Below are 24,555 nucleotides of genomic sequence, written 5' to 3'. Positions count from 1 at the left end.
AAAGTCGCGACACCTTTCGCCACCTGCGGCGCGCAGGGCAAGACTGGTGATTTCACCGATGCGCGACCCGGTCGCCGCTGCCAAGACTCGTGCACCGTTCCGTCGGCATGCGACAAGGCGATGGTGCCCATGTTGGAAATCGGCCGGCTGACCGTGCGCTACGGCGGGGTCACCGCACTCGACGCCGTCGGCCTGACGGCGGGCCCGGGCGAAGTGGTGGGCCTCATCGGCCCCAACGGCGCCGGGAAGAGCACCCTGTTCGACTGCGTGACCCGCCGCCGCGCCCCGGACGAGGGCGTCATCCGCTTCGCCGGGCACGACGTGCTCGCGCGACCACCCCACCAGGTGGCCGGATGCGGCATCGCGCGCACCTTCCAGCACCCGGCGGTGTTCCCCGGGTTGTCGGTCCGGGAGAACGTCATGACCGGGGCGTACCGGTTCGCGCCCGCCGGCTTCTGGCGGGCCGCCTTCGCCCGGGACGGCGAACGGCGGCTGCGCGCGCACGCCGACCGGGTGCTCGACCTGTTCGGCCTGCTCGGCCTCGGCGACCACCCGGCCGCCGGACTGCCCTACGGGGTGCTGAAACGGGTGGAGATCGCCCGCGCGGTCGCCGCCGAGCCGACGCTGCTGCTGCTCGACGAACCGGCCGGCGGGCTCGGCCCGGAGGAGGCGGCGGCCCTGGCGGGCCTCATCAGGGACCTGCACCGGGCGACGGGGATGACCGTCGTGGTGGTCGAGCACCACATGGAGTTCGTGCTGGGCCTGTGCGGGCGCATCGTCTGCCTCGACCTCGGCCACAAGATCGCCGACGGCCCGGCGCATGTGGTGCGCCGCGACCCGGCCGTGATCGCGGCCTGCCTGGGGGCCCGATGAGCGGCCTGGAGGTCGGCGGCCTGCGGGCCGGATACGGGGCCGTGCGGGTGCTGCACGGGGTGGACCTGGTGGCGGGGGAGCGGGAGGTCGTCGTCGTGCTCGGGCCCAACGGCGCTGGGAAGACGACCCTGCTGCGGGCCCTGTCGGGGCTGGTGGCGGCCCGGGGCGTGGTCAGGGTCGGCGGCACGCCGGTGCTCGGGCTCGCGCCCGAGGAGATCGTGCGGCGGGGGCTCGGCCACGTGACCGAGGAACGCGGCGTGTTCGGGCCGCTGACCGTGGAGGAGAACCTGCGGGTGGGCGCGTTCGCGCGGCGGTGGCCGCGCCGGGGGATCGACGACGACCTCGCGCGCGTGTTCACCTACTTCCCCGTGCTCCAGGCCCACCTGCGGCAGCCCGCCGGCACGCTCAGCGGCGGCGAGCAGGGCATGCTCGCCATCGGGCGGGCGCTGATGGGGCGGCCCCGGGTGCTGCTGCTCGACGAGCCGTCGCGGGGGTTGTCTCCCGGCGTGACCGGCCGGTTGTTCCAGACCCTCGCGGCCATCGCCGGACGCGAGGGCGGCACGATCGTGGTCGCCGAGCAGAACGCGCGGGCCGCCACGCTGGTCGCGCACCGTGTGCACACCCTCGACGGCGGGCGGCTGGTCGCATGATCGGGCAGGTCTTCCACGGGCTGGGCACCGGCGCGGTCTACGCCGCGCTCGCGCTGGCGCTGGTGCTCGTCCACCGGTTCACCGGCGTGGTCAACTTCGCCCAGGGCGAGCTCGCGATGGTGTCGGCCTACGTGGCCTGGCAGCTCGTCGACGCCGGACTGTCCTACTGGCTGGCGCTGCCCCTCACCATGGCCGCCGCCTTCGCCGCGGGCGCGCTGGCGCAGCGGCTCGTCACGCGCCGGGCCGCCGACGCGGCGCTGATCATGACGATCGGCCTGTACGTCCTGGTGCACGCCCTGGCCGACCAGATCTGGACCTCGGCGCTGCGCGCCTTCCCCAACCCCTTCCCCGCCGGGCCGCTCGGCGTCGCCGGACCGCTGGCCGTGGTGGGGGCCGTGCTGGCGCTGCTCTACCTCGTGATCCGGCACAGCGGCGCCGGGCTGACGCTGCGCGCGGTCGCCGCCGACCCCCGGGCGGCCCGCCTGTCGGGCGTCCGGGTGGGCCGCGTGCACGCCCTCGGCTGGGGCCTGGCCGCCGTGGCCGGGGCGGTGTCGGGCGTGCTGGTCGCCCCGGTCGTGTTCCTGGAGCCGGGCATGATGGGCGGCGCGCTCGTCGCGGCCCTGGCCGCCGCGGCCGCCGGCGGGTTCGCCGACCCCGTCACGGCCGTCGCGGGCGGGCTGCTGATCGGGGTGGCCGAGACGCTGGCCGGCACCTACCTGTGGGCCGACCTGCGGGTGCTGGTGCCGCTCGCGGTCCTGCTGGCGCTGCCGGTCGTCCGGGGCGGCGGGCTCGCGCGGGTGCGGACATGAGCGCGGGCGTCAGCACGGGTCACGACCCGGGCACCGGGCACCGCCGCCCGGCCGTCGGGCAGTACGCGGGCGACCGGCGGAGGGCCTGGCCCTACCCCCGGTGGTCGCTCGGCGTGGCCGTCGCCGGTGCCGTGTCGGTGCCGTTCCTGGTGCCGCCCTACCCGCTGCACCAGGTGACGCTGGTGCTGGTCTACGTCGTGGCGCTGCTGGGGCTCGACCTGGTGGCCGGGCACGGCGGGCTGATCTCGCTGGGGCACGGGGCCTTCTTCGGCGTCGGCGCGTACGCCGCCGCGATCCTGCTCTCCTCCGGCGTGCCCTATCCGGTGACGCTGCCGGTGGCCGGGCTGGTCGCCTACGGGCTCGGGCACGCCTTCGGCCGGCCGGCGGTCCGGCTGAGCGGGGTCTACCTGGCGGTCGTGACGTTCGCGGTGGCGGTGGCCGTGCCGCCGCTGATCCGGCGGCTCGCCCCGGGCGGTGCGATGGGGCTGCCGGTGCGCACCCCGGCCGCGCCCTCCCTCACCGGCCTCGCCGACGACCAGTGGGTCTACCTGCTCGTGCTCGCCGTCGCGGCGGCCGCGTTCACGCTGATGCGCTCGGTGGTGCGGTCGAGCTGGGGGCGGGCCCTGGTGGCGCTGCGGGGCGACGCCGGCGCGGCGGAGATCCTCGGGATGCGGCCCGCGGCGATCCGGGCGCACGCCTTCGCGTGCTCGGCCCTGTACGCCGGCCTGGCCGGCTGCCTGTTCACCTGGACGACCGGGTTCGTGGCGGCCGAGTCGTTCACCGTCACCCTGTCGATCACCCTGCTGGCCGGGATCGTCATCGGCGGCCTCGGGACCGTCTCGGGCGCGGTGATCGGGGCGGTCGTGGTGACCTTCCTCCCCGCGCCGGGGCTGGTCTCCGGCCTGGCGCTCATCCTCGTGCTGGCGGTCGCGCCCAGCGGGGTGACCGGACTGGCGCGCCGCGCGCCGGCGTTCCTCAGGAAGGACCGGCGATGAGACGACTGGTGCTGGTGGCGCTCCTCCTGGTCTCGGCCTGCCGGCTGACCTCGGCGGAGGTGACCGTGAGCAGCCCCGCCGAGTGCGCCGGGCAGCGCGCCGACGGCCTCACCCCCGGGAAGGTGCTCGTGGGCGGCGTGTACCCGCTGTCCGGGCCCGCCTCGGCCTACGCGGCGGTCGCGCAGGGCGTCTCGGCCTACTTCGCCTGGGCGAACGCGCGCGGCGGCGTGGCCGGACGCCAGGTCGAGTTCCTGGTGCGCGACGACGGCTACCAGCCCGCCCGCGCGGTCGAGGAGGCGCGGCGGCTGGTCGACTCCGACCGCGTCTTCGCGCTGTTCCAGACCCTCGGCACGCCGTCGACGGCCGCCGTGCGCGCCTACGCCAACCAGCGCGGCGTGCCGCAGCTCTTCGTCGCCTCGGGCGCCTCCGAATGGGGCGACGCCGCCTATCCGTGGACGATCGGCTTCCAGCCCACCTACGCCGCCGAGGCCCGCGTCTACGCGCGCCACCTGCTGGAGACCCGCCCGCACGCGACGGTCGCCGTGCTCTACCAGAACGACGACTTCGGCCACGAGCTGCTGACCGCCTTCGAGGAGGCCGTCGCCGGGACGGGGGTCCAGGTGGTGGCCCGGCGCAGCTACGAGGTGATGGACGCCGACGTCCAGGCGCAGATGGCGAGCCTGGCCGAGTCGAAGGCGGGGGTCTTCCTCAACGTCGGCACGCCCAAGTTCGCCGCCCAGGCCCTGGCCGCCGACGCCGCCATGACGACGTGGAACCCGCTCCACCTGCTCAACGGCGTCGCCAACACGCCCTCCCTGATCGCCGCGCTCGGGCCGTCGGCGCTGCGGGGCGTGCTGACGACCGGCTTCTACAAGGACCCGGTCACGTGGGAGACCGACCCGGCCGTGCGGACGTTCGCCGACGCGGTCCGGCGGCACGTGCCCGGCGCCGACCCGTCGAGCTCGCAGGTGATGTTCGGCTGGACGTCGGCGGCGGCCTTCGCGGCGGCGCTGGAGCGGATGGAGTGCCCGTCGCGGGAGGGCCTGATGGCGGCGGCCCGGGATCTGCGGGACGTCGAGATCGGCACGCTGCTGCCCGGCATCACCGTCTCGACCGGCCCCGGCGACCCCTATCCGGTGGAGGACCTGCGCGTGTTCCGGTTCGGCGACTCGGGGTGGGAGGCGGTTTAATCGGACTTGCGATGTCTCACATTCACGTTGACCGGAAGATCCTGGAGGCGGGCGCGGCCTACCGCAACCTGCTCGTGTCGTCGACCGGCCTGGTGCCCGACGAGCCGACGGTCGTGACCACGGGCTGCGGAGCCCGGGTGCCCTACGCGCAGACGTCGGTCCGGCCCGAGAGCGTGACCTGCCTGCCCTGCCGGGAGCACGCCGCCGCCGAGCACCTGCGCTACGCCGACCAGGTGACGCGCCTGAGCCGGATGACGGGCTCGGTCATCACCCCCGCCCAGGCCGGCGAGGCCGCCGAGCGGGCGCGCGAGACGGCCCGGAAGTTCGCGAACTGAGCCGCGGTGGTTGATCGGTTGTTGTTCGACGTCGGCGACGCCGCTTTCGCGTGCCCGCCTGACCCGCCCGACCTCCGGTGGTACCTGGAGGACTATCGGCGTGTGCCCTACGGCGTCGGCGCCGCGCGGGGGGCCGAGCTCTCCGCCGAGATGGCCGCGTGGGGCGAGGCGCTGTTCGCGGCCCTCTTCGCGGCGGAGGACCGGCGGGCCGCCTACGAGGCGGCACGGGCCGGGGAGGGCCCGGTCGAGCTGGTGATCCGGGGGGAGGCCGGCCTGCCGTGGGAGTTGCTGCGCGACCCGGTGCGCGGCCGGTTCCTGGTCCTCGACCAGGTCGCGGTGGTGCGCGCCACGCCCGGAACCGAGCCGGGCGAGCCGGTGTGCGTGCCCGGCGAACGGCTGCGGGTGCTCGTCGTGCTCTCCCGGGGGGACCATCCGATCGTCACCCGCCCGCTGCTCGACCGGCTCGGCGGCGACGTCGACCTCGTCGTCCTGCGCCCGCCCACCCTGGCCCGGCTCCGCGAGGAGGCGTCCGGCTGCCACGTCGTCCACTTCGACGGCGGCGGCCTGCCCGGACCGCCCGAGGAGGTCGCCGAGGCGCTCGGCGGGTGCGACGTGCCGCTGGTGATCGCCGGCGCGTGCCCGCCCGAGGCCGCGGCCGTGCTGGCCGGGGCCGCCGGGTCGGCGGTGGCCCTGCCCCACCGCCTCGACGCGGCCGCCGCCGCCGGGTTCCTGGCCTGCCTGTACGACCGCCTGATCGCCGGCGACACCGTCACCGCCGCCGTGACGGCCGGCCGCGAACGCCTGGCCGGACGGCCCGAACGCCCCAGCCTCCGTGGGCCCCTGCGCCTCGACGACTGGCTGGTCCCCGTCCACCACCTCCGCCACGACGCGCGCTTCCCCGACCTGCTCGACCCCAAGGGCGACCCCGTCACCTCGCGGGAGACGTTCGTCGGCCGCGACGACCTCTTCCACGACCTGGAAGACCACCTCCACCACCGGGGGGCCGCCCTGCTGCACGGTCCTCCCGGGATCGGCAAGACCGAGCTGGCCGAGGCGTTCGGCCGCTGGTGGGCCCGCACGGGCGGGGCCGACCCCGCCGACGTGGTCCGGCACGCCGCCGCCGGCCCCGACACGATCGTCGCCGCCCTCGGCCTGCCCCGCCTGGGTCCCGAGTTCGCCCGCGCCGGCCGCGACCGGCGCCGCGACCTGGTGCGGCGGCTCCTCGGCGAACGGCGGCTGCTGCTGATCCTCGACGGCCTCGACACCCTCGACTCCCTCGGCTCCCCCGACGACGACGGACCGGCCGCCCTGCGCGACCTGGTGGCCGACGTGGCCGCGTCGGCGCGCGGCGCGGTGCTGATCACCAGCCGCACCTCCGAGACCCGGCTCGGCGACCTGCCGAGGATCGAGGTGGCCGGGCTGAACGCCGATGACGCCACCGGCTACGCCGACCGGCTGCTGGCGGCCGTGCCGGGCGCGGCGCCGCGCCGCCGGCGGTGGGTCTTCTCCGACCTGATGGCGGCCCTGGCCGGGCACCCCCTGGCCATGCGGCTGACCCTGCCCCGGCTGGCCGACACCGAGCCCGAGGAACTGCTCGACGCCCTCCGCCACCGGGGCCTCGGCCGCGACCTGCTCGGCGCGGGCGTGCACCACGCCCTGACCTACCTGTCGGCCGACGAGCGGCGGCGGCTGGGCGCCGTGGCCCTGTTCCCCGGGGTCGTGATCACCGACGTCCTCGCCGTGGTGTCGCGGTTCTGGTCGGCCCCCGACGCCTTCCGCGGCCTCGGTCCCGCGGCCTGGCGCGCGGAGCTCGACCGCGCCGTCGCGACCGGGCTGCTCACCCGCGTGCGCGTCAGCACCGAGACCGCCGACGGCCTGGGCACCGGCCCCGCGCTGGCCATGGCGCTCGGCATGTACGCCCTCCACCCGGCCCTGCGCCCCCACCTCGTCGAGGAGTGGCGGGCCGCCGGTCAGCGCGGTTTCGACCAGGAGTACGCCACCACCCGGTTCGCCCTCATGGAGGCCACCGCCGAGTTCGCCGAACGGCTGCACCACCAGCTCACCGAGGGCGACGCCGAACTGGCCGCCCGCGTGCTGCGCGTCCAGTACGACAGCCTGGCCGGGGTGTTCGGCGCGGCCCTCGACGGCCGACAGTGGCGGACCGCGCAGCGCATCGCGACGGTGCTCACCACCCGATGGTCCGGCGACCTCGACGAGGAGGGGCGGATGTGGACCGCCAGGGGCCGCCGCGCCCTGGAGTTCGCGGGCGGCATCGCCCCGGCCCTCGACGGCCCCGCCGGGGAACTGTGGTTCTCCCTGGTGGCCGGGGACGCCGAACGCCACCTCGCCGCGGGCCGCCTGGACGAGGCGGGCCGCGGCTACCGCGACCTGCTCGCCGCGCTCCCGCAGCGGCCCGCCGGCGCGCAGCTCGCCGCCGTCCAGCACCAGCTCGGCCGGGTGGCGGAGGAGCGGGGGGAGTGGGACGAGGCCGAGACGTGGTACCGCACCGCGCTGGCCACCGGCGAGGAGATCGACTACCGGCCCGTGATGGCCGGGAGCTGCCACGGGCTCGGCCGGGTGGCCTGCGAACGCGGGCGGCTCGACGAGGCCGACCGGTGGTTGCGCCGGTCGCTGGACGCCAACGGGCCTCTCGGCGACCGGCGGATGACGACCGCCACCTACCGCCAGCTCGTCCGGGTCGCCGAGATCCGGGGCGACGCGGAGGCCGCGCTCGACTGGGTCGTGCGCTGCGTCGCCCCGGCCGGGCCCGGCGAGATCGGCGACCGGTGGCGGGAGCTCACCGGGGAGCCCGTCCCGGAGCTGGCCCGCGACCTCGTGGCGGAGGAGGGCGGCTGACCTACGCGGGCGGCGGGACCTGGTACTCCTTGGCCAGGTCGGAGATCGTGTGCTCCTTGAAGATCACCGCTCCGCCGATCGCCTCCTTGTCGGGCTTGACGATGTACGTCGAGAGCGACGCCGGCTTGTCGTACACGGAGAAGTCCATCGGGGTGCCGCCGAAGCCGCCCTCCCAGGCGTTCTGCGACCGGTGGGCCGTGATGATGCCCTCACGGCTCAGGTCCTTGGCCGCGCAGGCGGCCTTCAGGGCGTCGCCGATGATGACGGCCTGCGTGTAGCCGGAGGCCACGCCGCTGTCGAGGGGCTCGCCGGGGAACTTGGCCTCGTAGTCCTTGATGAGCTTCTGGTAGACGGGCAGCGGCGCCGAGATCGGCGCCCCCGCCGTGGCCACGTAGTAGTCCTTCAGCAGGGCGGGCGCGGCGGGCGTGTCCAGGAGCAGCGGGCTGTAGGCGGAGTTGCTGCCCACGAACGGCACGTCGAGGCCGGAGGCGAGCGCCACGCCGACCAGCGAGGCGGCCTGGCGGGGGCCGACCGAGACCAGGATCGCGTTCACGCCGGCCTTCTTGAAGGCGGTGGCCTGCGCGGTCATGTCCTGGTCGGTGGCCTTGATCTTCTGCTCGACCAGTTCGAGGCCGACCTTCTGCGAGGCGAACTTCGAGCCGTTGAGCGCGCTCTCGCCGTAGTCGCCCTCGAAGTACAGGTGCCCGATCTTGTCGCCGGACTTGATGCCCTTCTCCTTCGTCAGGAAGTCGACGGCGTTGATCATGTCGACGTCGTAGGTCGTGCCCGTGACCTGGATCGCGTCGCTGCCGAGCAGGCTGGTCGCCCAGGCGTTCGGGAGCGTGAGGATCTTGTCGGCGGTGATCTTCTCCTTCAGCGCCGTCACCATCGGCGACCCGATGAACTGCGGGATCGCGGCGGTGCGCGGCGCGACCTCCGCGTAGGCCGCCATCGCCTTCTGGACGTCGTAGCCGTGGTCGCGGACCACCGTCTCGATGGTCCGGCCGCAGACGCCCCCGGCGGCGTTGAGCTGCTCGAAGTACATCTGCTGGGCCTGCGTGACGCTCTTGCCGAGCGAGGCGTAGGGCCCGGTCAGGTCGGTGAGCAGAGACAGCGTGATGGTCGTCTCGGTCACGCCGGGACCGGTCTTCACCCCGTCGCCGCCGGTCGCGGTGGCCGGGGCCGCCCCGCCGGTGGCCTTGTCGCTGGCGCAGGCCGACGCGGCGAGCGCCAGGGCCGCGATGACGATCGCGGCCTTCCGGTTAAGGGACATGCGGACTCCTGGTTTCTGGTGAGGGGGAGGGGGAGGAGAGGGGCAGCCGCAGGCGCGGCGGTCTCAGGCGGATCTTCCGGATCAGCCCGAGCAGGCCGCCCGGCAGGAAGAGCACGACCGTCACGACGGCCGCGCCGTAGAGGATGCGGGCCGCCTCGGCGGGGGAGACGCCCCCCGGCGTCCCCGGAGCGGCCACCAGCGGGATCGAGTCGCTGTACTTGGTGAGCAGTTGCGGCAGCAGGGACACGAACAGGGCGCCCACGACCGCGCCGCCGACCGAGCCCAGGCCGCCGATGACGATCATGGCCAGGTAGTCGAGCGACAGCAGCACGCCGAAGTACTCGGGCACCGTCCGCTGGAAGACCAGTGCCAGCAGGACGCCGGCGAGGCCGCCGTACATGCTGGAGAGCACGAAGACCCCGGCCCTGTACCGCGCGACCGGCACCCCCATCACGCCCGCCGCGATCTCGTGGTCGCGGATGGTGTTCATGGCCCGGCCGGGCCGCCCTTTCAGCACGCCCTGGGCGAAGACCATCGACAGCGCCACCAGGGCCAGCCCGAGGAACCACAGGCGCTCCAGCGTCCCGAACGGCACCTGGAGCACGATCAGCTCCGGGGTGTCGCCGAAGGAGAAGCCGAACAGGTTGAGCTCCGGCACCGCCCGGCCGTTGAAGCCGCCGGTCAGGTGCTCGGCGTTGAACAGCACGTGCTGGCCCCCGAAGATCAGCGCGAACGTGGCGATGCCCAGGTAGGCGCCCTTGAGCCGGCCCGCGATGGGGCTGAACAACCCGCCCGCGACCCCCGCCACGACGACCGCCAGCACCGCCGCGAGCCCCGTCGGCAGGCCCAGCCCGCCCAGCCGCGCGGTCGGCTCGGCGGAGAAGAACACGTACGCGTAGGCCCCGACCGCGAGGAAGAACGCGTGGCCCATCGAGAGCTGGCCCGTCGCCCCGGTGAGCAGGTTGATGCCGATCGCCCCGATCGCGGCCGACATCGCGAACAGCCCGGTCTGCAGCCAGAAGCCGTCGAGGTAGAACGGCACCAGGCAGAGCACCGCCGCGACGCCGGTCCAGGCGAGGTACCTATACACGGGCCAGCTCCTTCGTCCCGAACAGCCCGGCGGGCCGGATGAGCAGGATCACGAGCATCACCAGGAACGGCGCCACGTCGCCGATGCCGCGGCCGAGGAAGGCCATGTCGTTCTGGTAGCCGCTCATCATCGACTCGGTCACGCCGATGACCAGGCCGCCGACCAGCGCTCCGGTGGTCGAGTCGAGCCCGCCGAGGATCGCGGCCGGGAACGCCTTCAGCGCCACCAGCGAGGTGCTGCGGTCGAGCCCGGGGGTGGGGAAGACGCACAGGAACAGCGCGGCCACCGCCGCCAGGCCGCCCGCCACGGCCCACGCGCTCATCGACACCCGGCCGAGCCGCACCCCCATCAGCGCGGCCGTCTCGGCGTCCTCGGCGGCGGCCCGCATCGCGACGCCCCAGCCGGTGTACTTGAACGCCAGCAGGAACACGGTGATCAGCGCCGCCGCCGTCACGAGCGCCACGATCCGGGTCTCCGCCAGCGTCACCCCGCCGAACCGCACCACCTCGCTGCCCCACGGGTCGCCCATGGCCAGCACGTCGGTGCCGATCTGCCGGGTCAGCTCGGTCGTGATGACGATGTCGACGCCGATCGTGACGATCGCCAGCACGCTGTGGGAGGCCACGTTGGCCCGGCGGATGACCAGGAACTCGATGGCCGCGGCGACCAGCGCCGCCGCCGCGACACCGATCAGCAGCGCCGCCCAGAAGCCGACCAGGGGCCACAACCGCGCCACCAGGTAGCCGCCCGCCAGCAGCAGCGAGGCGTGCGCGAAGTTCACCACCTCGGTCGCCTTGAAGATGATGACGAAGCCGAGCGCGATGAGCGCGTACACGGCTCCGATCGAGATGCCGTTGACCAGCAGCTCCACGAACGTGGTCACGTGCCCTCCGTCCCGAGGTAGGCGCCGATGACGGCGGGGTCGGCCTGCACCTCGGCGGGGGTCCCGTCGGCGATGCGCCTGCCAAAGTCCAGGACGGTCACCCGGTCGGCCAGCCGCATGACCATGCCCATGTCGTGCTCGACCAGGACGATCGAGATGCCGAGGCTGTCGCGCACCGACAGGATGAGCTCGGCCATCTCCTGGCGCTCACCGCTGTTCATCCCGGCCACCGGCTCGTCCAGGAGCAGCAGCCGGGGTTCCATGCACAGGGCGCGGGCCAGTTCCACCCGCTTCTGCACGCCGTAGGGCAGCAGCCCCACCGGGAACGCCAGCTTGCCGGTCAGCCCGACGAACTCGGCGATCTCCGCCACCCGCGCGACGTGCCGTCGCTGTTCGCGCCGGGCGCGCGGCAGCCGCAGCCCCGCCGAGACGAACCCCGAGGACGTCAGCCGGTGCCGGCCCAGCATCAGGTTGTCGTGCACCGGCAGCCGGGGCGACAACGCGATGTTCTGGAACGTGCGGGCCACGCCCAAAGCCGCGATCCGGTGCGGCCGGAGCGTGGTGAGCTCGGCGCCGCCGAACCTGACCGAGCCGGAGGTCGCCTTGTAGACCCCCGACAACACGTTGAAGCACGTCGACTTGCCGGCCCCGTTGGGCCCGATGACGGCGTGCACGGTCCCGGGAGCCACGGTGAAGCTGACGCCGTCGAGGGCGGTGAGCCCGGCGAACCGGACGGTCACGTCGCGGACTTCGAGCGGTTCCATACCGTCCGGTTGGTATGCCGTCGTCATGCTACGACCACCTCGAGAGGGTGCGTGTCTCAAGGGTGCCCTCCACGGCGTCGGCGACGCCGAGGTAGCGGCGGCGCACCTCGTCGCTGTCCCGCAGCTCGGCGGCGGTGCCCTCCAGGGCGACCTCGCCGACCTCCAGGACGTAGGCGTGCGACGCCAGCGACAGGGCCATCGCCACGTTCTGCTCCACGAGCAGGACCGAGGTGCCCAAACTGTTGATCTCCTTGATCGTCTCGGCGATGCGGGCGGCCATCAGCGGGGCCAGTCCCAGGGTGGGTTCGTCGAGCAGCAGCGTCGTCGGCCCGGCCATCAGCGCCCGCCCGATCGCGAGCATCTGCTGCTCGCCGCCGGACAGCAGCCCGGCCCGCTGGCGGGCGCGATCCCTCAGCACGGGGAAGAGCTCGACCACCTGGTCGTGCGCCTTGGCGTTCTCGCGACGCGACCGGCCCAGGCCGCCCGCCCGCAGGTTCTCCTCGACGGTCATCCGGGCGAACACCCGCCGCCCTTCGGGCACCTGCACGACCCCGCGTGCCACCACCGAGGCGGCGTCGAGCCCGGTCAGCCGCTGGTCGCCCAGCGTCACGGCGCCCTGGCAGGCGCCCCGGTGGAAGCGGAGCGTGCCGGAGATCGCCCGCAGCAGGGTCGACTTGCCCGCGCCGTTCGCGCCCAGCACGGCGACGATCGACCCGGACGGCACCCGCATGGACACCCCGCGCAGCGCCCGCACCGGCCCGTAGCCCACCACCAGATCGCTGACAGCGAGATCGGCCATTACGTGATTCCTCCAAGAGCGTCGGTGGTGCACACCAAACCCCGCGCTCGCACGGCCGTCCAGAGCGTCCGGTGAAGTCGCGACCCCTGCCCACTCATGACGGGACCCGGTTGTGCACCCGCACAACGGCGTGTCACGAAACGAAACCGAACCTTGTTCCGGAACGAGGTGGGTGGCAGGTTGGGGAGATGCGCTCCCTTACGCAGTCCAACCACGACGCGGAGGTCCGTGAGCTGCTGCGCGGCGCGGCCGGGGCCCTCCTGGCCCGGCTCCCCGAGCTGACCGACGAACTGGTGACCCGGGTCCGCGGCGGCGACGAGGCCTACTGCACGTTCGTACCGGCCGACGACCACTGGCAGAGCACCCGCGAGGGCCTGCGGATCGGCATCACCACGATCCTGCAGGACCGGCACGAGCGCCGCGACCTGCCGTTCACCGAGTCGATGGCCCGCCGCCGGGCCGAACAGGGCCTCCCGGTCGACTCCCTGATGCGCATGTACCGGCTGGCCGCCCAGGTGATGTGGTCGGCCATCGTCGAGTACGTCGAGCGGGAGCAGCCCGAACGCATCGGCGTGCTGGTCCGGGTGGCCGGTCACGTCTGGCACGCCATCGACCGGCAGGCGCTGGTCGCCGGCAACACCTACCGGAGAAGGGAGCAGGAGCTGCTCGGCCGCAACCACGAACGCGTGAACGCGTTGCTCGACGCCCTCCTCGACGGCACCGCCGACGCGGGCGTGGTGCGCGGCGCCTCGGCCGCGCTCGACCTGCCCGAACGGGCCCGCTTCGCGGTGGTGACGGTGCGCTTCCCGATCCGCCACGACCACGAGGGCACGCGGCTGCCCGAGAAGATCGGCCAGATGCGCTTCATGTGGCGCATGCGGACCGGCCACGAGGTCGGCGTGGTCGCCCTGGGCGACGCCTCGCTCGACGACCTGACCCAGGCGCTGCGCCTGGTCGTCAGCGGCGTGGCCGGGGTGAGCCCGGTGGTGGAGAGCCTGGTCGAGCTCGGCGACGCCCACCGCCTGGCCGAACTGGCGATGCGCACCTGCGCCGACGCCGGCCCCGAGATCGCCCGCCTCGACCAGCGGCTCGCCACCGTGCTGGTCATCTGCCAGCCCGAGTTGTCGGGCCACCTGGTCGGGGGAGTGCTGGGACCGCTGCTGGCGCTGGAGGGCGCCGACCGCGACGTGCTGCTGACGACGCTGGAGACCTGGTTGCTCTGCGAGGGCTCGGCCGCCCGCGCGGCCGGGCGGCTCTACTGCCACCGCAACACGATCATCAACCGGATCCGCCGCATCGAGCAGCTCACCGGCCGCTCCCTGTCGCGCCCGCGCGACATCGTGGACCTCACCCTCGCCTTGGACGCCGTGCGCCTCTTACCCCTCTGATGGAGAGCGCTCTCCGCTAAAGTGGCGGATATGAGGGAAGATCGGGTGGCTTCGCCCACGCTGGAAGACGTGGCACGGGCCGCCGGGGTCTCCCGCGCGACGGTCTCCCGCGTGATCAACGGCATCCGCAACGTCGACCCGTCGATCCAGGAGGTGGTCCGCCGGGCCATCGCCGAGGTCGGCTACGTGCCGAACCGGGCCGCCCGCCAGCTCGTCACCGGCAAGACGGGCTCGATCGCGTTGATCGTCTCCGGGGCGGGCCAGTTCTTCGCCCGCGTCTTCACCGACCCCTTCTTCGGCCGCGTCGTCGAGGGCATCAGCGGCCACCTGCGCCCGCTCGGCGTGCACCTCGTGCTGATGCTGGCCGAGGCCGCCGACGCGCGGGCCCAGGTCGTCGACTACGTCCGGCAGGGCCACGTCGACGGCGCGATCCTGGTCACCACCCACGCCGACGACCCCCTCCCGGCGATGCTGGCCGAGTCGGGCACCCCCGTCGTCCTGTTCGCCCGCCCCGACCAGCCCATCCCCATCTCGTACGTCGACCTCGCCCACGGCGCCGGCGCGCGCATGGCCGCCGACCACCTGGTCGCGCGCGGGTGCGAACGGGTCGCCACCATCTCGGGCCCCCTCGACGTGCTCGCCTCGATGGAACGCCTGTCGGGCTTCCGCGAGGCGATGGCCCGTCACGGCCACGCCTACGTGCCCAGCGTCGCGGGCAACTTCACCAAGGAGAGCGGTGCGGCGGCGATGACCCGGCTGCTGGACGAGCACCCCCACATCGACGGCCTGTTCGTCGCCAACGACCTGATGGCCCAGGGCGCCCTGGAGGTCGCCGCCGCCCGCGGCCTGCGCATCCCCGCCGACCTCAAGGTCGTCGGCTTCGACGACAGCACGGCCGCCCTGGCCTGCCGCCCGCCGCTGACGACCATAAGGCACCCGGTCGAGGACATGTCGGCGGAGATGTCCCGGCTCCTGCTGGCCCAGATCGAAGACCCGTCCCGGCGCCCGAAGTCGGTCATCTTCGAACCGGAACTGGTCGTCCGCGAGTCGGCCTAGCGGAACAGCCGGGCCGGGACCGCGTCGGCGATGGCGCGGTAACCCGCCGGGTTGAAGTGCAGGTGGTCGCCCGTGTCGTAGGCGGGCAGCATGCGGCGCGGGTCGGCCGGGTCGCGGGTCACCCGGTCGAAGTCGAGCACGGCGTCGAACACGCCGCTCGTGCGGATCCAGTGGTTCACCCGCTGCCGGGTGGCCTCGCGCAGGCCGGCGGGGTCGTCATAGCCGGTGTTGCCGCCGAACGGGGTGATCGTGGCGCCGTACACCCGCAGGTCCTGGGCGCGGGCCCGGACGGCGATCTGCTCGTAGGCGGCGATCAGGTCGGCGCCGACCTGGTTCTGGGCGGCCTCAGCCGCCTCGGCGGTGCCGATGTCGTTCACGCCCTCGAAGACCAGCAGCCACGCCGCGCCGCTGACGGCCAGCACGTCGCGGTCCAGGCGGGCCAGCAGGTTCGGGCCGAGGCCGTCGTTGAGCACCCGGTTGCCGCCCGCCGCCTGGTTCAGCACGGGGGTGCCGCGCAGCCGGTCGGCCAGCACGTCGGGCCAGCGGTCGTTGCCGTTCGTCGTGGAGCCGCGGCCGTCGGTCAGCGAGTCGCCGACGATGACGAGGGCCCTGGCGTCGGAGACGGTCTCGACGCCGCTGAGGAAGTACCAGTGGTCGGTCGGGGTGGCCCCCGGCAGGTCGGCGTCGGCGACGTGGTCGCCGGCGAGCAGGTGCGAGGTCGTGCGGGAGCCGGGATGGGAGGTCACGAGGTTGCTCGCCTGGCCCTCGGCCAGGTAGAGCGTGACCGTGAGGTTGGTCCCGGGGGCGACCGGGAAGTTCAGCGGGTCGGTGACCGCCTGCGCGCCGACCGGCACGCTCACCGACGCGCGCCCCTGGAAGGTGACCGGCCGCGAGGACCCCGGCCGGATCGCCGCCACACCCGCCCGGCCGTCCGCCGGAAGGGCGACCGCGGCTTTGGTGATGGGCAGCGCGACCCCGCCGAAGGCGTTGGAGAACCGCAGCCGCACCTGCCGGCCGCCGGTGGTGACCCGGACCGTCTGCCGCAGGGTCGTGTCGTCCATCACCAGATTGTCCTGGGTGAAGGGCGCCGGGGGCAGGTTGTGCGGCTCGGTGAGCTGCGGCATCGACGTCCAGCTGTGCACCCAGTCGGGCCTGCCCTGGCCGAGGGCCGGCGTGACCCCCAGCAGGGCGACGGTGAGCACCGTCACCACCAGTAACCGGACACGCTTCATCGCAGATCCTCCCGCTCGTCCGTTGGGCGCAGACCGCCGGGAGCGTTCTTGATCGGCCCGCGGGGGGCTCAGTGTCAGGGGGTTGTGGACGGGCCGTCAAGCTCCGCTGTCAGTGTCCGAGGTCGCCCGCGAAACGTTCATCAGGGCTCGCGCCCGGGGTTCGGCCACGGGTTGGGCTTGCAGCCGCGCAGGGAGATCGTCTGCTGGACCATCACCGGGGCCGCGCGCCCCCGGCCGGGGCAGTCGCGGTGGCCGTGCCCGAGGCCGTGGCCGACCTCGTGGCTGATGACGTACTTCCGGTAGAGCTCCAGGTCCTTGTACGTGTCGGCGCCGTAGGCCCAGCGGCGCGCGTTGATCACCGCCCGGCGGCCGTTCCAGCAGGAGAGCTGGCCGAACGTGCGCAGCGGGAGGCACTCGCGGTTGGTCGTACCGGGAGTGGCGAGCGTGACCCGGAGCCGGGCCGAGCCGTTGGAGACCCGCTCGAACCGCCCCCAGCCCCGGGGGTCGTTCAGGATCTCGTGCACGGCCGTCGCGAACTCGTCCACGTCGAAGGGGAGCCCTTTTTCGACCTCGACCATGTACCTGATCACCTGCGCCCTGCCCGCGCGGGGTTCGGCCTCGCCCGCGGCGACGCGGTACTTCCCCGAGCCCTTCTCCGGCACCTTGACCTTCTTCGGCGTGCTCGGCGGCGGCGTCGGGGCGGGCGGCGGGATGTACGGCAGCGTCGCCCGGGGGGAGGCCGGCGGTGGCACGGTCCCGACCTGGGCCACCGGTTCCGGGACCTCCTCGGACGGCAGCGCGAAACCCCAGGTCACCGCGCCCACCACGGCGATCCCGGCCGCCGCGAACAGGACACGGTGGTTCACGACCCTCCCAAAACGAACTGAACGTGATCATACGGGAGGAGATCATCCGCACAGTTACGGTTGGGGGGTATTGCTCGCCCTTTCTGGTGAATCGGGGGCGTACTTCCGATTTCCGAATTACAGTCCAGGTATCGGGAGGCATGGAGGACAGAGCGGGTGGAACGTTCCCCAGAGACGATCACCAACGACCTTTTAGCCGTCGTCACCCGAGAGCTCGGATACCGGGAGAAGCCCGGACAGCACACCAAATACGGCGCGTGGTACGCCCAGACCGTCAAGGATCCCCAGTACCGCAACGCCGCGTGGTGTGACATGTTCATCGCCTGGGCCGCGGACAAGGCCGGAGTCACCGACTACGTCGGCGCCTTCGCCTGGACGCCCTCCCACGCGCGCTGGTTCGAACAGCGCCAGGCGTGGACGGACGAACCCGAGCCGGGAGCCCTGGTCTTCTTCGACTGGGCGGGTGGCGACGACATCAAGGGCATCGACCACGTGGGCATCGTCGAGAGGGTCGACGGCGACAAGATCCACACGATCGAGGCGAACGTCGACAAGGTCTGGCTGAAGCGAAAGGTCCGCGACGAGAGCAAGGTCGTCGGCTACGGCATCCCCCGGATGGTCAAGCCCGACCTGACCGTCGAACCGGCCGACGTGACACTGGCGTTACGGCCCGACGCGGTCAGCGCGACCACGAGCCACGCGACCGGAGTGGACCCGGTCGCGGCGATGGCGACGGGGGTGCTGGTGGTGGCGGTGGGGGTGAGCCTCATCTTCGGCGGGTTCCACGTGCGCAAGCTCGCCTTCTCGGTGGGCAAGCACCGCAGATCGACGCCCCCGCCGGAGCCTCCGGTGGAACCGGAGGAGCGGCCGCTGGCCGCCGTGGCGATCAGATCGTCGTCGGCGCCGGGGGAGACGGTGCCGCGTCGGCGCTCCCGGCCGTACGAGTAGCCGTGGGGCTGCCCTTCCTCAGGAGACTGCCGTGTCGAGTGAGCACCCCACGCCGCGCTGGTCCGCTCACAACCGGGGCAGATTGCCCATCGCCTCTCTGGCGTCATCCGCCTGTGGATGCCCGGAGTCGATGGAAATCTGGTAGGCCGCCCGCGAACCGTCGTGATCGCCCTGCTCGCGGAGCACCTACCCCAGGTTGTAGGCCGCCTTCGGCCCGTCCTCGGCATGCCCGGAGTCGATCACCCGCCGGTATGCCGCGATCTCCCTCAAGTCGTCCATCTTCGCGAGCACGAGGGCCAGGTTGAACTCCGCCCACGGCGACTCGTCGGCGGCCATCTGGAAGGCCGCCCGCGCGCCCTCCGATCCCCTTGACCCGCGAGCAGGCAGCCGAGGTTCAGGGCCGCGGCCGGAGCGTGATCGGGGTGCCCGGACTCGATGACGAGCTGGTAGGCCGCCCGGGGGGCCTCGACCTTCCCTGCTCCTGCTTGCCGATGGCGAGGGTGAACCCGTGCCTTCGGGGCGTCCTCGGCATGCCCGGACCCGAAGAACGCAATGATGGTGGTGCAATTGTTCTCGGACAGGTGTGAGAGATATATGGGACTAGATGGGGTGCACGGCAGACGTGTCAAGTAAAACGATTCCATCGAAGGAACATCACCCTTCTATAAACCAGTCTTCCCCTCCACAGATCTTCGGGCCGTAGAAGTATGTATTTCCCTTCTCGCTGGTGGCGATCAGCGCCGTATCCGATTTTCCATCGCACCAGCCATCAGGGGCGCCCATGGACGTACTGCTTCCAGGAGTGAGCGTAGCGAGTGGTGTGTCGTTTGATTTCCATCTCACCGCGATCGTCTCCTGTGTCCTGTTGACGATCTGGAACTCTTCGTCTCGCCGGGGCTGGCAGGCGCTCAAGGCGATCGCGCCCGCCGTGATCGCTGCAACCGTCCTAAGGACTAATTCACTCATTACTCAGCACCTCCATTCTTTGATCGGATCCTGTCGACATGGTTGCACTCTAGGTAGGCGCGACGAGGCAGCACTTCTACTCTCGCGCGCCAACCCAGTGCCAGCGTAGACAGTTTCAGAGTTCATGGGGCCATCGCGCTGAAGAACTTAGTGACGGGAATGTCGAAGAAACGCGGATGCTGGTTGTCTGGACTATAGAAGCCGCGTGTCCAGCAGCTCAAGTTCGTGCTCTTGTGCTAACGGTATATGAGACAACAACTCTGCTGTCATCCAAAAGTGGATCCGGGCCTGGACCCGAGCTCCGTAGACGTTTGTATACGCGCGGTTGGCGTGCCTCTCTGGAGGAGTGTAAGGACTTACCTGTGCGGATCCAAGGCTCCACGCGTTACGCGTGGGGATGGTGACGATCTTACCGGGCGCCCGGCGGGCTGGAGTGTGATGAACCAGCCAGAACGGGCCGTAGATGCGAACAACACTCAAGTCGAATTCCGTCTTCGGTTGTAAGGGCTTCGATGACGTACACGAAGTCGCCCATTGGGCAGAACCATCACTGCCTACACCGGAGAAGTCGGCCCATTCGGTGATCTTGGTCCGGTTGGCGTCGCGGCGAATCCCCCATCAATCGCTTGAACAAGCCAGAGATGGTTCTCTGGCTGCAGTATCGCTTGAGTCCACAATTCGTGGATCGTCGAGTTCGTCGCGTAAATCAATAATCGGTTTATCTGAAGATGTATCCGCCAGTGCGAGCTCGCCTGAGGATTTGCGTGCCCATGCCGTTCCGGAAGGGTCGATGATCGTCAAGGTGGATGGTCCGTAACCTGTAAACCTGAAGTTGCCATCTTCTCCGACGCGGCGTGACATGAACGCTCCAATGTTATAGCGACTTATGGCGCAGGGGGAGAGCGTGCCGAGATCGATTTTTACGTCCCTGGATTTTTCGGACTGAGTTATTGTGCTGGTAGATGACGTAGGATTTGATGAGTTTTCGGTGAATTTGACAGCATGCAGAACGATGGTGGCTCGCATGGGTTCGGAGCTGCTGTTTTGAACTGCGATGACGCGAACTCCGTCTTTTGATTTCTCGCCCCACCAGGTAACCTTCGACGCGAAGCGAGCTTTACGCATTCCCTGCTGCTCGCTCTGCTGTCGAAGTTGGAGGTCGAGAGCCAACAGTGAAACAGCAAGGGCCGCCATGGCGGAAATTCCTGCCATCATCGTGCCGACCATGGCCCACCAGGAGACAACGCGGGCGGCTGGGTCTTCTTTACGGCTGGAGGCTACCGGGAAGGTGATTTTGCGCCGAGGTAAGGGAGAGGACACGCTCCAATACGTACCTGATCAACTCGGCGTGAGTAGGGCAAATCCGGCGAACTGCCAGCATGGCCGGGGGACCTGCGTTCCGCAGATGTGTAGTGGAAAAGCACATGAATCTGGGCTGTGAGCTGCGGAAGGTTGTCGGGGCGCGCTGATGCGGCGTGTCACTAGGCGTAGGTGTTGTGCCTGGTCCGGCGTCTGCGGCGGGTGTAGCCTCGACGATCTTCTTTCGGGGTCGGGATGTCGAGTTTGGCCAGGATGTCGCGCTGGGGCTTGGTCAGTTCGGCGCGCTGGCGGAAGGTGCCTGTGGGGATGCGGAAACTCAGCTGCCAGGGTTGACTTGGGGGTTCGTGGCTTGAGCATGATGAGGTCTCGGGCTTCCTCCTGACGGTGTTGTGATCCTTCCTCTACCTCGTCCTCGGGCGTGTATTTCAGCTTTTGGTCTTGCTGGGTTGCGGTGATCGGGCCAAGACGGCCGAGATTGTGGTGCTTCGTCATCAGATCGTCGTGTTGCGCCGTCAGGCGAACCGTCCCGATCTTCAACCTGGGGATCGGGTCGTGCTCGCGCCTGCTTCCCCGCTCGTCGTGGGGACGTCTTCTTCGTCACCCCCGCGACGTTGCTGCGCTGGCACCGTGCACTGGTGACGCGCCGATGGACCTACCCGTCCAAAGGCCCAGGTCGTCCCTCCACCCGTGCGGACATCCGGGAGGCAGTGTTGCGACCTGGCGGGGAGAATTCCACGTGGGGCTATCAACGCATCAGCGGAGAGTTGGCCGGCGTCGGTACCGCCCAGCACCGTACACAAGAGCCGGGGCTCCATCAGGCGTCACGTCGTATCGGCCCGAGTTGGAGTCAGTTCCTTAAGGCGCGGGCCGAGGGTATTTGGGCGTGCGATCTGTTCTACGTCGACACCGTCTTTCTCAAGCGGCTCTACGTTGTTCTTCATCGAGCACGCCACCCGCGCGGTTCACGTCGTGGGCGTCACGGCGCCTCCGACTGGAGCCTGGGTTGCTCAGCAGGCCCGCAACCTGGTCATGAAGCTGACGGATCGAGCCGAAGGCATCAAATTCCTCATTCGCGACCGCGACGCCATGTTCACTGCGGTCTTCGACGAGGTGTTCACCTCACTCGGTGCCCGCGTCATCATGACGCCGGTGCGCGCCCCGCGGGCCAACGCGATAGCCGAGCGTTGGGTCGGCACCGTTCGAAGGGAATGCATCGACCGGCTGCTGATCTACGACGAAGGCCATCTCCGTCAAGTCCTGCAGGGATATCAACGGCATTACAACCAGCACCGTCCTCATCGCTCACGAGGCCGCCGGCCACCTCAACCACCACATGACCGGCTACACCCACTGATCTCGATCAGGTAAGCCTGCAACGCAGTGAGCTACTTGGCGGCCTGATCAACCAGTACCGGCGGGCCGCATAGACGAAGTAGAGATGATCACAGGTCAGAGGCCGGCTTCCGGTTTTCGCAACCCACAGGGCCGGACATGACGTCGGCCAACTTGGCGATCTTCGCCCGGTGTGGGGACGTACCAATGAGCAATCGGCGAGCGACCACAGCCGATCTCGCCTCGCCGCCGAGGCCCCGAAACCGGCGCAAAACCACCGGTCAAATCGGGTCATAAATGGTGGGGCGCCAGGGATTCGAACCTGACCTACGGATTAAAGTCTTGAGGCCGCGCCGCTGTGGCCGGCACCACCGGTCAGGTTGGGAAGGATCGTCCGTCCCCAAGGCGGGTGGAAGTCAGCCGTCGGCCGCCCAGCTCCATGTCTTCTTCAGCACCGCCGCGACCCTGGCGAAGCGCATCGGGTCGAGCACCGCGCCCTCCCGCCGGATGTCGTCCTCGTTCATCTCGAAGACCCGGTCCAGGCGCAGGTAAGACGGCCGGGAATCCCCGCCCCACACGCCCAGGGGCAGCCAGTCGGCGGACTCGTCGCCCTTGCTGGAGAGCATCATGCCGAGCAGGCGGCGGCCGTGGCGCCCCACGACGAGCAGGGGGCGGTCCTTGCCCCGGGACGGGTCCTCCTCGTAGGGGACCCACGTCCAGACGACCTCACCGGGGTCGGCCATGCCGTCGAGGTCGGGCGAGTACTCCATGCGGGCCGCACGGTCGATCCGGTGGACCTCGCGGACGGCGCCCCGCGACGGGCGCGGGTCCTCTCCATGATCACGCACGATAGGTACCCTATCGGACGGTCTTCACCCAGTATGGGTCGTCATAGAGGACCGCTCCCGAATCGTCCAGGAGCTGCTCGGGGGCCGAGATCAGGGCGACCTCGCCCTCCTGCTGGAGCTGGAGCAGGATGTCCCGGACCCGGGGGCCGACCGGCAACCGGCCCGGCGGCAGGTTGAGGCGTTCGCGCACCAGGTCGGCGAGTTCGGACAGGCGGAACGGCCGTCCGGGCAGCAGCGCCAGGACGACCCGGACCGGGATGGCGGTCTCGGCCTCGGCGTGCGCCAGTTCCCACACGAGCTGCGGGCCGCGGCGGCCGGTTCCGGCGCAGGCGAGGCAGCGCCGCCGCCAGCCGGGGAAGGGCTCCTCTTCGAGGGTGCCGAGGCAGACCGTACACAGATTGGCCTCGGAGGCGTGGAGTTCGGCCGACATCTGGTCGGGCAGGTCGGCCCCGCAACTGCACGCGTAGGGCGCCGTCGACATGACGTGGCGGGATTTTTCCTGGTTCATCCCTTGGCACTGTAGCCACTCGCGCCGCGACACGGTGTCTCCCGACCGGCTGATCAAGGTGCTGTGACACCATTCCTCGTATGCGAAAAACCGGATGGCTTGTCGCGGGGGCACTGGCCGCTGGAGTCGCGTGGAAGCTGCGCGACGTCCCCGAGGCGATGGGCGCCGACCCCACAGGCGCGCGCGCCGACAGGGTCCGCCGTTCCCCGCAGTTCCGCGGCACCGCGTTCGCCAACTCGGCGCCCGCGGTCGTCACCCCGCGCGAGGAGACCACCAAGATCCTCCGCGACCTTCTCTTCGGCCGCGAGCAGCGCCGCCCGCGCGGCGTCATCCCCGTGGTCACGCCCGCGCCCGACCCGATCAGCGACCTCGACATCATCTGGTACGGCCACGCGACCGTGCTGGCCGAGGTCGAGGGCCGCCGGGTCCTGTTCGACCCGGTGTGGAGCGACCGATGCTCGCCGGTGCCGTTCGCCGGCCCCCGGCGCAACCACAGGCCGCCGCAGCCGATCGACATGCTGCCCCGGCTCGACGCCATCGTGATCTCCCACGACCACTACGACCACCTCGACATGCGGACCGTCCAGGCCCTCACCGGCTTCCAGGACGCGCCCTTCGTCGTCCCCCTCGGCGTCGGCGCCCATCTGGAGCGGTGGGGCGTGCCCGAGTCGCGGATCGTCGAGCTCGACTGGAACGAGAGCGTCACCGTCCGCGGCCTCACCCTCACGGTCACCGAGGCCCGCCACTTCTCCGGCCGCTCCTTCACCCGCAACACCACCCTGTGGGGCTCGTGGGTGGTGGCAGGCGAACGCCGCAAGGTCTTCTACACCGGGGACTCCGGCTACTTCGAGGGGTACGCCGAGATCGGCCGCCGCCACGGCCCGTTCGACGTGGCGCTGGTGCAGATCGGCGCCTACAGCGAGAGCTGGCCCGACATCCACATGACGCCCGAGGAGGCGGTCCGCGCCCACCTCGACCTGAACGCCGGGCTGCTGGTGCCGGTCCACTGGTGCACGTTCACGCTGGCCTTCCACTCGTGGGGCGAGCCGGTCGACCGGTTGTGGCGCGAGGCGAAGGGCCGGGGCGTCCACCTGGCCGTGCCCAGGCCCGGCGAGCGGTTCGCGGTCGACGAGCCTCCGCTTGTGGACGGGTGGTGGCAGCAGATCGAATAGGCTGTCGGCTTCCGTAAAAGTGAAGACCGGGGGAGTAGCCACGTGGCCGAGAAGGTCGTCCTGATCGATGATCTCGACGCGTCCGAAGGGGAAGACGTCTCGCGGCGGGAGTTCCGCCTGCTCGACAAGCTGTTCGCGATCGACCTGTCCGAGGCCAACCACGAACGCCTCGCCGAGGCCGTCGGCCTGATCGAGCTGGCGATCGAGAAGGGCCGTGAGGTCAAGCAGGCCGGACGGGGCCGCAAGCCGGCCGAGCCGAGCAAGCTGCAGGGCTTCACCAACACCGACGTCCGCGACTGGGCCAAGGCCCAGGGCATGGAGGTCCCCGCACGCGGGAAACTGCCCGAAGACGTCATCGACGCCTTCGTGGCGGCGCAGCGGGAGCCCGTGGAAAGCTGAGCG

25 protein-coding genes are annotated in these 24,555 nt (G+C 71.2%); 13 read left to right on the top strand and 12 right to left on the bottom strand.

Annotated features, from left to right (window positions below; all coding sequences use genetic code 11):
- The first annotated feature begins 129 nt into the window (after window positions 1–129).
- Genes GT755_RS02010 through GT755_RS01980 form a run of 7 tightly spaced genes read left to right on the top strand, consistent with a single transcriptional unit; the run spans window position 130 to window position 7,708 of the window.
- Window positions 130–873 (top strand): ABC transporter ATP-binding protein, encoded by a 744-nt coding sequence (locus tag GT755_RS02010; RefSeq protein WP_235965777.1) that lies wholly within the window; start codon window positions 130–132, stop codon window positions 871–873.
- The gene (locus GT755_RS02005) at window positions 870–1,523 is read left to right on the top strand and encodes an ABC transporter ATP-binding protein (protein WP_161477960.1); all 654 of its coding nucleotides are present in this window, start codon (window positions 870–872) and stop codon (window positions 1,521–1,523) included. The genes GT755_RS02010 and GT755_RS02005 overlap by 4 nt, the downstream gene beginning before the upstream one ends.
- Window positions 1,520–2,332, top strand: a complete 813-nt coding sequence (locus tag GT755_RS02000) for a branched-chain amino acid ABC transporter permease (RefSeq protein ID WP_161477959.1) — start codon at window positions 1,520–1,522, stop codon at window positions 2,330–2,332. Before GT755_RS02005 ends, GT755_RS02000 begins: the two co-directional genes overlap by 4 nt.
- A complete protein-coding gene (locus GT755_RS01995) occupies window positions 2,329–3,327 on the top strand; it encodes a branched-chain amino acid ABC transporter permease (protein ID WP_161477958.1) in 999 nt (332 codons plus the stop codon). The genes GT755_RS02000 and GT755_RS01995 overlap by 4 nt, the downstream gene beginning before the upstream one ends.
- Window positions 3,324–4,517 carry an ABC transporter substrate-binding protein gene (locus GT755_RS01990; protein WP_161477957.1) on the top strand — a complete coding sequence of 398 codons (1,194 nt, stop codon included), beginning with the start codon at window positions 3,324–3,326 and terminating at the stop codon, window positions 4,515–4,517. The genes GT755_RS01995 and GT755_RS01990 overlap by 4 nt, the downstream gene beginning before the upstream one ends.
- A gap of 11 nt (window positions 4,518–4,528) precedes the next feature.
- Window positions 4,529–4,852, top strand: coding sequence for a hypothetical protein (locus tag GT755_RS01985; RefSeq protein ID WP_161477956.1), 324 nt, complete (start codon window positions 4,529–4,531; stop codon window positions 4,850–4,852).
- 6 nt (window positions 4,853–4,858) lie between these two features.
- Window positions 4,859–7,708 carry a tetratricopeptide repeat protein gene (locus GT755_RS01980; RefSeq protein WP_161477955.1) on the top strand — a complete coding sequence of 950 codons (2,850 nt, stop codon included), beginning with the start codon at window positions 4,859–4,861 and terminating at the stop codon, window positions 7,706–7,708.
- A gap of 1 nt (window position 7,709) precedes the next feature.
- Here GT755_RS01980 and GT755_RS01975 read toward each other — a convergent pair whose 3' ends face one another.
- The 5 genes from GT755_RS01975 to GT755_RS01955 are packed head-to-tail and all read right to left on the bottom strand — an operon-like array spanning window position 7,710 to window position 12,517.
- The gene (locus tag GT755_RS01975; protein ID WP_161477954.1) at window positions 7,710–8,981 is read right to left on the bottom strand and encodes an ABC transporter substrate-binding protein; all 1,272 of its coding nucleotides are present in this window, start codon (window positions 8,979–8,981) and stop codon (window positions 7,710–7,712) included.
- The gene (locus tag GT755_RS01970; protein WP_161477953.1) at window positions 8,971–10,071 is read right to left on the bottom strand and encodes a branched-chain amino acid ABC transporter permease; all 1,101 of its coding nucleotides are present in this window, start codon (window positions 10,069–10,071) and stop codon (window positions 8,971–8,973) included. The genes GT755_RS01975 and GT755_RS01970 overlap by 11 nt, the downstream gene beginning before the upstream one ends.
- Entirely contained in the window at window positions 10,064–10,954 is an 891-nt protein-coding gene (locus tag GT755_RS01965; RefSeq protein ID WP_161477952.1) for a branched-chain amino acid ABC transporter permease, read from the bottom strand. The genes GT755_RS01970 and GT755_RS01965 overlap by 8 nt, the downstream gene beginning before the upstream one ends.
- A complete protein-coding gene (locus GT755_RS01960; RefSeq protein WP_235965775.1) occupies window positions 10,951–11,745 on the bottom strand; it encodes an ABC transporter ATP-binding protein in 795 nt (264 codons plus the stop codon). Before GT755_RS01960 ends, GT755_RS01965 begins: the two co-directional genes overlap by 4 nt.
- Window position 11,746: 1 nt before the next feature.
- Entirely contained in the window at window positions 11,747–12,517 is a 771-nt protein-coding gene (locus GT755_RS01955; protein ID WP_161477951.1) for an ABC transporter ATP-binding protein, read from the bottom strand.
- A 188-nt stretch (window positions 12,518–12,705) separates the two neighbouring features.
- On the opposite strand from GT755_RS01955, the gene GT755_RS01950 reads away from it, so the two are divergent.
- Window positions 12,706–13,905 (top strand): helix-turn-helix domain-containing protein, encoded by a 1,200-nt coding sequence (locus GT755_RS01950; protein WP_161477950.1) that lies wholly within the window; start codon window positions 12,706–12,708, stop codon window positions 13,903–13,905.
- Window positions 13,906–13,935: 30 nt separating this feature from the next.
- Window positions 13,936–14,961 carry a LacI family DNA-binding transcriptional regulator gene (locus GT755_RS01945; RefSeq protein ID WP_161477949.1) on the top strand — a complete coding sequence of 342 codons (1,026 nt, stop codon included), beginning with the start codon at window positions 13,936–13,938 and terminating at the stop codon, window positions 14,959–14,961.
- Here the strand turns inward: GT755_RS01945 and GT755_RS01940 are convergent.
- Together GT755_RS01940 and GT755_RS01935 are read right to left on the bottom strand one after the other, a co-directional pair.
- Window positions 14,958–16,193 (bottom strand): SGNH/GDSL hydrolase family protein, encoded by a 1,236-nt coding sequence (locus GT755_RS01940; protein WP_161477948.1) that lies wholly within the window; start codon window positions 16,191–16,193, stop codon window positions 14,958–14,960. The two genes, GT755_RS01945 and GT755_RS01940, sit on opposite strands and share 4 nt — an antisense overlap.
- 140 nt (window positions 16,194–16,333) lie before the next feature.
- Entirely contained in the window at window positions 16,334–17,059 is a 726-nt protein-coding gene (locus GT755_RS01935; RefSeq protein ID WP_328794124.1) for a DUF3152 domain-containing protein, read from the bottom strand.
- A gap of 156 nt (window positions 17,060–17,215) precedes the next feature.
- Here GT755_RS01935 and GT755_RS38375 point away from each other — a divergent pair, with 156 nt between their 5' ends.
- A complete protein-coding gene (locus tag GT755_RS38375; protein WP_328794123.1) occupies window positions 17,216–18,007 on the top strand; it encodes a CHAP domain-containing protein in 792 nt (263 codons plus the stop codon).
- 186 nt (window positions 18,008–18,193) lie between these two features.
- Here the strand turns inward: GT755_RS38375 and GT755_RS01925 are convergent, their stop codons facing one another.
- The 3 genes from GT755_RS01925 to GT755_RS01915 all read right to left on the bottom strand — a co-directional run bounded on the left by GT755_RS01925 (window position 18,194) and on the right by GT755_RS01915 (window position 20,293).
- Complete coding sequence (locus GT755_RS01925) at window positions 18,194–18,343, bottom strand: hypothetical protein (protein ID WP_161477947.1); 150 nt, start codon at window positions 18,341–18,343, stop codon at window positions 18,194–18,196.
- 318 nt (window positions 18,344–18,661) lie between these two features.
- Window positions 18,662–18,973 (bottom strand): hypothetical protein, encoded by a 312-nt coding sequence (locus GT755_RS01920; RefSeq protein ID WP_161477946.1) that lies wholly within the window; start codon window positions 18,971–18,973, stop codon window positions 18,662–18,664.
- 618 nt (window positions 18,974–19,591) lie between these two features.
- Window positions 19,592–20,293, bottom strand: coding sequence for a hypothetical protein (locus tag GT755_RS01915; protein WP_161477945.1), 702 nt, complete (start codon window positions 20,291–20,293; stop codon window positions 19,592–19,594).
- A 930-nt stretch (window positions 20,294–21,223) separates the two neighbouring features.
- On the opposite strand from GT755_RS01915, the gene GT755_RS38370 reads away from it, so the two are divergent.
- On the top strand, window positions 21,224–21,661 hold the full coding sequence (locus GT755_RS38370; protein WP_202609528.1) for an integrase core domain-containing protein: 438 nt from the start codon (window positions 21,224–21,226) through the stop codon (window positions 21,659–21,661).
- A 380-nt stretch (window positions 21,662–22,041) separates the two neighbouring features.
- Here GT755_RS38370 and GT755_RS01905 read toward each other — a convergent pair whose 3' ends face one another.
- Window positions 22,042–22,473, bottom strand: coding sequence for a type II toxin-antitoxin system PemK/MazF family toxin (locus GT755_RS01905; protein ID WP_161477944.1), 432 nt, complete (start codon window positions 22,471–22,473; stop codon window positions 22,042–22,044).
- Window positions 22,474–22,483: 10 nt separating this feature from the next.
- Window positions 22,484–22,981, bottom strand: a complete 498-nt coding sequence (locus GT755_RS01900) for a hypothetical protein (RefSeq protein ID WP_161477943.1) — start codon at window positions 22,979–22,981, stop codon at window positions 22,484–22,486.
- Window positions 22,982–23,061: 80 nt separating this feature from the next.
- On the opposite strand from GT755_RS01900, the gene GT755_RS01895 reads away from it, so the two are divergent.
- A complete protein-coding gene (locus GT755_RS01895) occupies window positions 23,062–24,153 on the top strand; it encodes an MBL fold metallo-hydrolase (RefSeq protein WP_161477942.1) in 1,092 nt (363 codons plus the stop codon).
- A 42-nt stretch (window positions 24,154–24,195) separates the two neighbouring features.
- Complete coding sequence (locus tag GT755_RS01890) at window positions 24,196–24,552, top strand: histone-like nucleoid-structuring protein Lsr2 (protein ID WP_030453512.1); 357 nt, start codon at window positions 24,196–24,198, stop codon at window positions 24,550–24,552.
- The last annotated feature ends 3 nt before the right edge of the window (window positions 24,553–24,555 follow it).

Source organism: Herbidospora solisilvae (genome assembly GCF_009901565.1).
Classification (GTDB): Bacteria; Actinomycetota; Actinomycetes; order Streptosporangiales; family Streptosporangiaceae; genus Herbidospora; species Herbidospora solisilvae.
Note: the sequence above shows the minus strand (reverse complement) of the source record. Positions and strands in the feature narration are given on the sequence as shown.